Annotated in this window: 7 protein-coding genes; 4 read left to right on the forward strand and 3 right to left on the reverse strand. The window is 74.6% G+C overall.

The features are described 5' to 3' along the window. On the forward strand, positions 1–1393 hold a 1393-nt coding region (locus HUW36_RS34905; protein ID WP_174529170.1), incomplete at its 5' end, for an outer membrane protein assembly factor BamB family protein. 27 nt (positions 1394–1420) lie between these two features. Here the strand turns inward: HUW36_RS34905 and HUW36_RS17590 are convergent. Beyond that, positions 1421–2548 carry an HAF repeat-containing protein gene (locus tag HUW36_RS17590; RefSeq protein WP_174529171.1) on the reverse strand — a complete coding sequence of 376 codons (1128 nt, stop codon included), beginning with the start codon at positions 2546–2548 and terminating at the stop codon, positions 1421–1423. 167 nt (positions 2549–2715) lie between these two features. Here HUW36_RS17590 and HUW36_RS17595 point away from each other — a divergent pair, with 167 nt between their 5' ends. Continuing rightward, the gene (locus HUW36_RS17595) at positions 2716–4830 is read left to right on the forward strand and encodes a M14 family zinc carboxypeptidase (protein WP_174529172.1); all 2115 of its coding nucleotides are present in this window, start codon (positions 2716–2718) and stop codon (positions 4828–4830) included. A gap of 101 nt (positions 4831–4931) precedes the next feature. On the opposite strand, the gene HUW36_RS17600 is transcribed toward HUW36_RS17595, so the two are convergent. Continuing rightward, the gene (locus tag HUW36_RS17600; RefSeq protein WP_174529173.1) at positions 4932–6812 is read right to left on the reverse strand and encodes a propionyl-CoA synthetase; all 1881 of its coding nucleotides are present in this window, start codon (positions 6810–6812) and stop codon (positions 4932–4934) included. 304 nt (positions 6813–7116) lie between these two features. On the opposite strand from HUW36_RS17600, the gene HUW36_RS17605 reads away from it, so the two are divergent. Next, complete coding sequence (locus tag HUW36_RS17605) at positions 7117–7608, forward strand: hypothetical protein (RefSeq protein WP_246248206.1); 492 nt, start codon at positions 7117–7119, stop codon at positions 7606–7608. A gap of 50 nt (positions 7609–7658) precedes the next feature. Here the strand turns inward: HUW36_RS17605 and HUW36_RS17610 are convergent, their stop codons facing one another. Then, a complete protein-coding gene (locus HUW36_RS17610) occupies positions 7659–8189 on the reverse strand; it encodes a hypothetical protein (protein WP_174529175.1) in 531 nt (176 codons plus the stop codon). Between the two features lie 99 nt (positions 8190–8288). Here HUW36_RS17610 and HUW36_RS17615 point away from each other — a divergent pair, with 99 nt between their 5' ends. After that, positions 8289–9509 carry a GNAT family N-acetyltransferase gene (locus tag HUW36_RS17615; RefSeq protein WP_174529176.1) on the forward strand — a complete coding sequence of 407 codons (1221 nt, stop codon included), beginning with the start codon at positions 8289–8291 and terminating at the stop codon, positions 9507–9509. Positions 9510–9796: the final 287 nt, after the last annotated feature.

Here is a 9796-nt window from a genome sequence, read left to right on the forward strand (position 1 = left end):
ACCGCCGGCTCCGGACGCCGCACCGCCGGGCGGCGGTCGGGGACGCGGCCGGCGGGGTCGGTGGATCGCGCTCGGCGCCGGTGTGGTGGTGGTCGGCGTGGTGGCCGCGACGCTGCTCTGGGTGTTCCGGGACCGGCACCCGGCGTTGGACTTCCACGCGCCGGAGCTGGTCGTGGCGGTGGGTGTCGGCGACGAACGGCCGGGCGAGATGTTCACCGCGACCCTGGCCGACCGTGCCTACCTGGCGTGGTCGGGGCCGGACGACCACCTCACCGTGCGGGCGGTCGACACCGCCACCGGGAAGAAGATCTGGGAGACGCGGACCGGGTCGGCCGCGGACCGGTGGGCCGGGATCCGTGCGCTGCCCGACGGGGTCGCCGTCGTCGCCGATGCCTCGGGCTCCGCCACGCCGCGCCCCCTGCTGGTGCTGGACGGCGGAAACGGCGGGCAGCGGTGGACGATCGACATCCGGGGCGACGACGAGGTCTTCCTCGGCGCCGACCGGCTGGTGTGGCTGGACCGGACCGGCAACCGGCTGGTCGGGCTGCGGCTGGACGACGGCCGGCAGCGCTGGGTGCGGGACAACCCGCGCAGCGAGTACGGCGACTCCCGCACCGTGGTGGTCCCGGTCGGCACCGGCGAGGCGCTCGACGGGGCCGGGTATCCCGACGGCACGCCGCGCGCGCCGTGGGCCGGGAAGGCCGACCGGCTGGTGCAGGTCGGCGCGGACCGGTCGGTGCGGGTGCTCGCCATGGGCAGCGGCGAGATCCTGCGGAGCCGGGGCAACGTGGCCGACCTCGACGACCCGGTCGTGGCCCGCGACGACCGGCTGTACGTGGCGGAGACCGACCGGGGCCTGCGCCTGGTCTCCTACGACCTGGGCAGCCTCGGCGTGCCGGACGTGCTCTACGCCTCGGAGCCGGGCAGCCGGGCGAAGGACCTGGTCACCTGCGGGGAACACCGTGCCTGCCTGCTGGAGGTGCCGGAGTCCGGCGCGGACGCCACCCGGGTGGTCGCGGTGACCGAGGGCGAGGACAGCCGGCAGTGGTCGGCCCCGCAGGCGGAACGGCTGGTCCCGCTCGGCGAACACCTGCTCGCCGAACGGGACACGCCGCGCGACGCGGTGACCCTGTTCGGGCCGGACGGCGCCGCTCCGGTCCTGCGCGACCGCGACGGCGTGGCGGTCCGGCTGGACGCCGGCAACCTGCTGCTGTTCAACGAGGCACCGAGCGGCTACGAGGACGACCGCAGCCTCGCCGGGCTTGCGGTGGCCGGCAAGCCGTTCGAGATGGGTCTGGTCAAGCAGATCCGCAGCGAGTCCTGCTCGTGGAACACGGACACGCTCGTCTGCGGGGCGGACAGGGAGTTCCGGCTGTACCGGTTCGCCGGGTGAGGCGGTACCGCCGGAACTCCGCCCGGGTCAGCCCAGCGTGGTGGGCACCAGCAGGTACGCCCGCCGGGCCCGGTCGCCGCCGGCGTCGCAGTCGAACGGACAGGCGAATCCGACGATGAGCCCGCCGTCGTTCACGTCCTCCGCCGACCGCAGCGTCACGCCGGGCGGCAGCCCGCGGACCCGCGTGTTCAGGTCGACCATCCGGCCGCCCTGCCACAGGAACGCCCGCTCGTTGTAGTACTGGTCGCCGGCGGTGCGGGCGAGGCCCACCACCTGGCCCGCGTCGTTGACCGCCCGCGCCTCGGAGTAGTTGCCGCCGAGCGTGCCGAGGTCACGGATGGTGCCGGAGCGCCACAGCGTCGCGTGGATCTCCCCGACGCGGTTCTGCGAGGCGCCGACCACGTGGCCGCGGTCGCTGAGGTCCCGGGCGTACGTGGACTCGGTGGTGCCGCCGAGCGTGCCGAGGTCCCGCAGCGCCCCGCCCTTCCACACGAACGCGTGCAGGGCACCGCTCGGCGTCACGGCGCCACCGGCCACCTGCCCGGCGTCGTTCACGGCGTAGGCGATGCTGTCGGTGCCCCACGGCCCGGCCTGGCCACCGAGCGTGCCGAGGTCGATGATCCGGCCGTTGCGCCACACCACGGCCCGCGTCGGTGAGCCCTGTCGCTCGAAGCGGGTGCCGACCACGGTGCCGTCGTCGTTGATGTCGTTCGCCTGGCTGCCGCTGCCCGCGCCGTATCCGGTGCCGAGGTCGGTGAGCACGCCGTTGGCGTACCGGAAGGCGTGCGGCGGGTCGGTGAAGGTGACGTTCGTCGAGCCGACCACGACACCACGGCCGTTGACGCCCTGCGCCGCGCTCGCGCTGTACGGGCCGGGGTAGATCGTGCCGAGGTCGGTGGTGACGCCGTCCCTCCAGGAGAACCCGTGGGTGTTGTAGATGCCGTCGACGGTGGAGACGCCCACCACGAGGCCGTCGGCGTTTATCGCGTACGCGTCGCTGCTGGCCGGCTCCCCCGTGCTCGGCACGCCGATCGTGCCCAGGTCGACATAGGTGTAGGTGGGCAGGGCGGTGGCCGCCGACGCGATGCCGGGTGTGCCGGCGACGCCGGCGGTCACCACGGTCAGGCAGGCCAGGATGCGCTGTAGTCGACTCATCGTCAGTCCCCTCGTGGACCACTGCGGACGGGTCGATGATCCGGCCTGCGGCCGGCGCGGGACCTTACGCCCCGGTTACGGCTACCCCGACCGAAAGTGAGCTTGACACTGATCGATGCCTCGACTGGTGTGGACGTCAGTGACATCGACGTCCGTCAGGAGGCCCCGTGTTCGTCCGACGACGGTGGATCGCGCTCGCCACCACCAGCATCCTGATCACCGCCGGCCTGTCCCATCCGGATCCCGGCGCGGCCGCGCCGGCCGCACCGGCGATCACCCTCGCCCCCACCGAGACCGCGCTGGTCCGGGTCCGACTGGCCGACCAGGGGCAGCTCGACCGGCTGGTCGCCGGCGGCGCCGACCTGGCCAACCGGCCGCGCTCACGGGACGGCCGGCCGGTCGCCGACCTCGTCCTCACCGGCCGGCAGCTCGCCGACCTCACCCGGCAGGGGGCGAGCGCGGTGCAGGTCGTACAGCGGGCCGACGACGGGTCTCGGCGGCTCGCCGAGAGCGTCCGGGCCGCCGAGACCCGTACCCGCAGCGGCCTGCGCACCGCCGACGGGGCGGACACGCTGCAGTTCCTCCAGGCCTACTGGTGGACCACCGGCGGGAGGACCTTCCTCCAGGCCCAGGTGGCCACCACGGCCACCGACGACCCGGACGTGGAGATCACGGTGACCTGGCGTACGGCCGACGGCGCCACCGGCTCGTTCCCGCTCTACCGGTTCGAGGACTCGGGCGAGTACCAGTACCACTACGCGCTCCCCCAGCCGGTGCCCGCCCGGCCGGTGCAGCTCACCGCCACCTCCAGCCTGGGCGGGACGAGCCGGCCGGTCACGCCCGCGCTCTGGCCGAACGCCGCCCCGCCGCCGCAGCCGGCCGGCTACCAGAAGGACTTCATCGACGCCTACCTGACACCCGTCGACATCAGGGCACGCATCGCCCGGCTGGGCCGCCAGTACCGCGACCTGGTCGACGTGATCGACCTGCCGAACCGCACCCAGGGCTACCGGCGCACCGCCGCCGCCTACCTGGGTGACCCGGCCGCCGCCGCGGTGGTGGTGGAGTCGGTCCGCTTCGGCGACCAGGGCATGAACGGTGTCCAGGTGCGGACCGTCGACCCGGGGCGCCCCGGCCGGCCGCTGACCGTCCGGTACCGGGACCGGGTGCTCACCGTCTCCCTGGCGACCGACGCCGCCGGCAAGGTGACGAGCAGCACCGACGAGGTCGCCGCCGCGATCAACGCCCGGCAGGGGACGCGGTTGCGGGCCATCGTGGAGGACGGCTCGGCCGGGCTGCCGATGCCGGTGGCCGGGCCGGTACGCCTCGACGACGGGTTGCAGGGCACGGAGGTGCCCACCCGCCCGTGGACGGTGCAGGCGCTGCGGATCGGCAAGCACCGGGACGGCTCCCGGGTCGGGGTGCTCGCGTACTCGCAGGAACACGCCCGGGAGTGGGCGACGCCGCTGGTCACGCTGGAGTTCGCCGAGCGGCTGCTGGCCAACGCGCGTACCGACGCGGCGACCCGGCAACTGCTGGAGCAGGTGGACGTGTTCGTGATCCCGACCGTGAACCCGGACGGCGCGAACTACTCGTTCCACGACTACAACTTCCAGCGCAAGAACCTGGTCAACCACTGCACCGGCGCGGCCCGGGACCCGAAGTACCGCACCATGTGGGGCGTGGACGTCAACCGCAACTACACGGTCGGGTCCCTGTTCGACGGATACGTGGGCGCGAGCGCCAACTGCCTGTCCGGCAACTACGCGGGCACCGCCGAGCTGTCCGAGCCGGAGAGCCGCAACGTGATCGACCTGGCCCGGGCGCATCCCAACATCAGGTTCGCGATGAACGTGCACTCCTACGGCGGCTACTTCATGTGGCCGCCCGGGGCGTACCGGGCGGACGGGCGGGTCACGCTGCCGCGCCCGTCGATCGACGAGTCGACGCTGTTCCTGGCCAGCGCCCGGCGGATCGTCGGCGCCATCGCGGCCGAGCGGGGCACGGTCACCTGGCCGTCGCAGACCGGCCCGGTCGCCGACGTGCTCTACTCGGCCGCCGGCAACTCGGCCGACCAGCTCTACTACGAGTTGGGCATCTTCGCCTGGGACTTCGAGGTCGGTAACGACAGGTGGAACGAGGCCACCGGCCAGTGGGAGGGCGTCGGCTTCCAACCGCCCTTCGACGAGGCGCACGGCGAGTCGCAGGAGTACGCCGGCGGCCTGGTCGAACTGGTCCGGGTGGCCCGGGACTACGCCGCCGGCAACCCGGTCCGGCGCTGACCCGGGCGGTCCCCGGCCGGCACGTGCGGCCGGGGACCGCGTCGGCCGGTGCCGTGTCAGTCGGAGCGTGCGGCCGGGGACCGGGTCGGCCGGTGCGGGCGTCAGCCGGTGTGGCCGAGGTCGCGGAAGACCGCCAGCGCGCCCGGGTCGTCGATGGTCGGCGGCACCGGCTCGTCCCGCCCCTCGACCAGGCCGCGCATGGTGCGACGGAGGATCTTGCCGGACCGGGTCTTCGGCAGCGCCGGCACCACGGTGACCCGGCGGAACGCGGCCACCGGGCCGATCCGCCGCCGGACCAGCGCGACCAGCTCGGCGGCGAGCGCCTCCGGGTCCACCTCGGCGCCCGCCTTGAGCACCACGTACCCGCTGGGCACCTGCCCCTTGAGCGCGTCGGCCACCCCGATCACCGCGCACTCGGCCACCGCGGGGTGGGTCGCCAGCACCTCCTCCATCGCGCCGGTGGACAGGCGGTGCCCGGCCACGTTGATGACGTCGTCGGTGCGGCCCATCACGTACAGGTAGCCGTCCTCGTCGAACCGGCCGCCGTCGCCGGTCAGGTAGTGGCCGGGGAACGTGGACAGGTAGGAGCGGACGAACCGCTCGTCGTCACCCCAGAGCGTGGGCAGGCAGCCGGGCGGCAACGGCAGCCGGATCACGATCGAGCCGTCCGTGCCCGGCGGCACCTCCCGGCCCGCGCCGTCGACCACGCGCACGTCGTAACCGGGCACCGGCACGGACGGCGAGCCGGGCTTGATCGGCAGTGGCTCCAGCCCGCGCGGGTTGGCCGCCACCGGCCAGCCGGTCTCCGTCTGCCACCAGTTGTCCACCACCGGTACGCCGAGCCGCTCGCCCGCCCAGGCCCAGGTGTCCGGGTCCAGGCGCTCGCCGGCCAGGAAGAGGGTACGCAGCGCGCCCAGGTCGTACCGGGAGATGTGCGCGCCGTCCGGGTCCTGCCGGCGGATCGCCCGGATCGCGGTGGGCGCGGTGAACAGCGCGGCCACCCGGTGCTCGGCGGCGACCCGCCAGAACGCCCCGGCGTCCGGGGTGCCGACCGGCTTGCCCTCGTAGAGCACGGTGGTCGCGCCGGTGAGCAGCGGCGCGTAGACGATGTAGGAGTGGCCGACCACCCAGCCGACGTCGGAGGCGGCCCAGAACACGTCGCCCGGCTCGATGCCGTAGACGTTGCGCATCGACCAGCGCAGCGCCACCGCGTGCCCGCCGTTGTCCCGCACCACGCCCTTGGGGCGGCCGGTGGTGCCGGAGGTGTAGAGGACGTAGAGCGGGTCGGTGGCGGCGACCGGCACGCACTCCGCCGGCTCGGCGTCCGCCATCGCCTCGTCCCAGGTGAGGTCGCGGCCGGCGACGAGCGGTGCGGGTTCCTGCGGGCGCTGCACCACCACGCAGTGTCGCGGCGCGTGGTCGGCCTCGTCCAGGGCGGCGGACAGGATCGGGTGGTACGGCACCACCCGGTCCACCTCGATGCCGCACGAGGTGGCCACCACCACCGCCGGCCGGGCGTCGTCGATCCGGACGGCCAGCTCGTGCGCGGCGAAGCCGCCGAAGACCACCGAGTGCACCGCGCCGATCCGGGCGCAGGCGAGCATGGCGACCACCGCCTCCGGCACCATGGCCAGGTAGAGCAGCACCCGGTCACCGGAGCCGACGCCGAGCCGGCGCAGCGCCCCGGCGAACCGGGCGGTCTCGGCGAGCAGCTCGGCGTAGGTGAGGGTGCGGACCGTACCGGTGACCGGGCTGTCGTGGATCAGCGCCGGCTGGTCGCCCCGCCCGGCGGCGACGTGCCGGTCGAGCGCGTTGTGGCAGGTGTTGAGCCGCCCGTCCGGAAACCACCGGTACAGCGGGGCGGCCGAGTCGTCGAGGATCCGCTCCGGCGGGGTCACCCAGTCGATGTCCCCGGCCGCGTCCCGCCAGAAGCCGGTCGGGTCGGCGATGCTCCGCTCGTACGCTGATCGATACGCGCCCATGCCGCCATGCTGGCCCCGGCGGCGCCCGGACACGACCGTCGGCCGGGGCCGGTGCGCCGGAAGCGCGTCCCGGCTCGGTGAGCGGCCCGGCGCCTCCGACGGGCGGTCGGCGGGCTCATCCCGACGGGCGACGGATGAACCGGGCGGCGCCGGGTAATGCCACCGCCGTCCTGGTGGAGTGACGACCGGCGTCGCGGCGTACCGCGACCCCGCGGGCGGGCGGTGACACACCGTCCGCCCGCGTGCCGGGGACTCTTGTTGATCAAGAGGACGCCATGGACTAGCGTGCGCGCTCGTGAAATCGATGCGCATTTTCTCTGTTGTGCTGGCCTGCGTCGCGGTCACGGCGCTCAGCGCCTGCGGCGGCGAGGACAGCTCCACCCGGGCCGACTCCGCCGCCACCTCCGCCGCGCCGGCGTCCGCCTCGTCGACCCCCTCCGCCGCCCCGACCTCGGCGGCCGCGGCGGACACCGTCAGCGAGAAGGAACTCTGCACCTCCGCCAAGAAGGTCAACGACGAGATGAAGGCGAAGCTCGTCGCGGCCATGCAGTCCAGCGGCGACACCAACGCCCAGCTCGCGAAGATCCTCAAGGAGCTGGGCGGGGAGGTCACCGCACTGGTCGCGACCGCCGGCGACGGCAAGGCGGCCACCGCCCTGCGGCAGTTCAGCGTGGAGGTCACCAAGGCCGCGGCGGCCCCGGACCCGGTCACCGCCGCCGACAACCCGGCCATGGCCAAGGCCGGCGAGGACTTCAACGCCGCCTGCAAGGCGGTCGGCGTCACCACCGTCTTCTGAGCCGGTGCCGGGGCGCGCGGGCGGGCCGTCCGCCCGCGCGTCCCGGGTGGTCAGTTGCCGGTGACCCAGTTCCAGGCGGAGACCACCCACTCGGTCTGCTGGAGGTAGGCCACCCCCACGCCGGCCAGGAACAACGCGGTGACCATGTGGGCGCCCCGGGCGCTGCGGCGCACCCGGCCGAGCTGCCGCTCCAGGATCAGCCGGCCGAGCAGCCGGGCCAGCGCGAACAGGCCGACCGCGGTGAGCAGGCTGAGCACGAACGTGAGCAGCGGCGCGACCAGGTTGCCCCGGCCGGAGATCGCCCAGATGCCCCAGCAGACGAACGCGAACAGGGCGCCGGCGGCGCTCCACTCCCCGCCCCGGCGGGCCTGGGCGAGGTGCCAGCCCATCGACCGGCGCGGCGCCGGCTCGCCGGCCCAGTCGCCGTGCTCGACGGTGGGGAACTGCTCGGTGCGGGGCGTACGCGGTTGGCCGACCGCCGCCACCCCGCGCCGGAACGCGTCCCGCTGCCCGGGCACCACGCCCGGCTGGGGCGGCACCTCCACGGTGCGCTCCGCCCACGGCTGTGTCTGGTCCGCCATCTTCCGTCCTCCCCCTCGACCGACGTCGGCCACGGTTCCGAGGGTAGCCACCCGGCAAATAGGGTGCCGACCCCCACGGTGGTGGGGTACACACGGGCGATGACCGACGCGGTGGTGCCCCGGACCGACGACTTCGACGAGATCGCCGCGCTGCTCGCGCTGGCCTTCCACGGCGACCTCGACCCCGAACTCCAGGCGGTCGAGCGCCCGATCTTCGAGCCGGAACGCTCGCTCCTGGTCCGTGACGCCGGCAGGGCGGTGGCGCACGCCGCCGCGTTCAGCCGCGACCTCGCCGTCCCGGGGGCGAGCGTGCCGGCGGCGCACGTGACCATGGTCGCGGTCGCCCCCACGCACCGCCGGCGCGGTCTGCTCAGCGGGCTCATGCGGCGACAGCTCCGGGAGATCCGCGACGCCCGGCACGAGCCGGTCGCGGTGCTCTGGGCCAGCGAGGGACGGATCTATCCCCGGTTCGGCTACGGCTCGGCGGCGCAACGGCTGATCCTGAGCGCCGACACCACCGGGCTGCGACTGCCCGCCCCGACGGCCGCCGAGGGCACGCTGCGCCTGGACCGCCCGGCCACGCACCGCGACGAGCTGGCCCGACTGTACGAACGGGCGCGCGCCGACCGCCCCGGCTGGTCCCGCCGGGACGAGCGCTGGTGGGCGTACGTGCTGGCGGACGTGACGAGCCGGCGGCAGGGCGCGACCGAGCGGCGGGTACTGCTGCACCACGGACCGGAAGGGCTCGACGGGTACGCGCTCTACCGGACGAAGGAGGAGTGGGTCGGCGAGGTCCCCCGGGGCGAGGTGCGGGTCGACGAGGTCGTCGCGGTCACGCCGGAGGCCTACCTGTCGCTGTGGCGGCTGCTGCTCTCGGTCGACCTGACCCGGCGGTTGTCGTTCCCGATCGCGGCCGTCGACGAGCCGCTGCTACGCCTGGTCGACGAGCCACGTCAGCTCGCCCCGCAGCTCGTCGACGGGCTCTGGGTACGGGTGGTGGACGTGCCCGCCGCGCTCGCCGCCCGCCGTTACGCCACCGACGTCGACGTGGTGATCGAGGTCACCGACGAGCTGCTGCCGGAGAACACCGGCCGGTGGCGGCTCGTCGGCGGACCGGGCGGGGCGGAGTGCGCCGCCACCACCGCGCCGGCGGGGCTGTCCTGCGACGTCCGCGCGCTCGGCGAGCTGTATCTGGGCGGCACGACCCCGGCCGTGCTGGCCGCCACCGGCCGCCTCCGTGAGTTGACCCCGCACACCCTGCGCACCGTCTCACCGGCCTTCACCTGGCATCGCGCCCCGGCCCCGATGGAGAACTTCTGACGGGGTGCCGCCACGCTCCCGCCGATCGTGGAGTTGCGGCACCTCGGATGTCCGGATAAATCTGATATTCCGGGCGCCACAACTCCGTGATCGGGAGGCGGTCGCGTCGCTGGGCCGCCCGTCGGCGGGGCGGGCGGTACGGTCGGGGGGTGGGTGAGGTGGAGCGACGGCGGCGGCGACTGCGGCATCAGGCCGAGGCGGTCGACACCGGGGCGGCGGGCGCGCACCCGACCCGCGAGACGGGCGCCGACACGTCCGGGGCGGCGAGCGCGGCCGTGGAGACGAGC

Origin of the sequence: Micromonospora maritima, from assembly GCF_902825405.1 — a bacterium.
In the GTDB taxonomy this organism is placed as follows: domain Bacteria; phylum Actinomycetota; class Actinomycetes; order Mycobacteriales; family Micromonosporaceae; genus Micromonospora; species Micromonospora maritima.

Excerpts from the sequence above, each read along its gene's own strand:
- HUW36_RS17600 (WP_174529173.1), bottom strand. The coding sequence starts at position 6,812 with ATGGGCGCGTATCGATCAGCGTACGAGCGGAGCATCGCCGACCCGACC.
- HUW36_RS17590 (WP_174529171.1), bottom strand. The coding sequence starts at position 2,548 with ATGAGTCGACTACAGCGCATCCTGGCCTGCCTGACCGTGGTGACCGCC.
- HUW36_RS17605 (WP_246248206.1), top strand. The coding sequence starts at position 7,117 with ATGCGCATTTTCTCTGTTGTGCTGGCCTGCGTCGCGGTCACGGCGCTC.
- HUW36_RS17615 (WP_174529176.1), top strand. The coding sequence starts at position 8,289 with ATGACCGACGCGGTGGTGCCCCGGACCGACGACTTCGACGAGATCGCC.
- HUW36_RS17610 (WP_174529175.1), bottom strand. The coding sequence starts at position 8,189 with ATGGCGGACCAGACACAGCCGTGGGCGGAGCGCACCGTGGAGGTGCCG.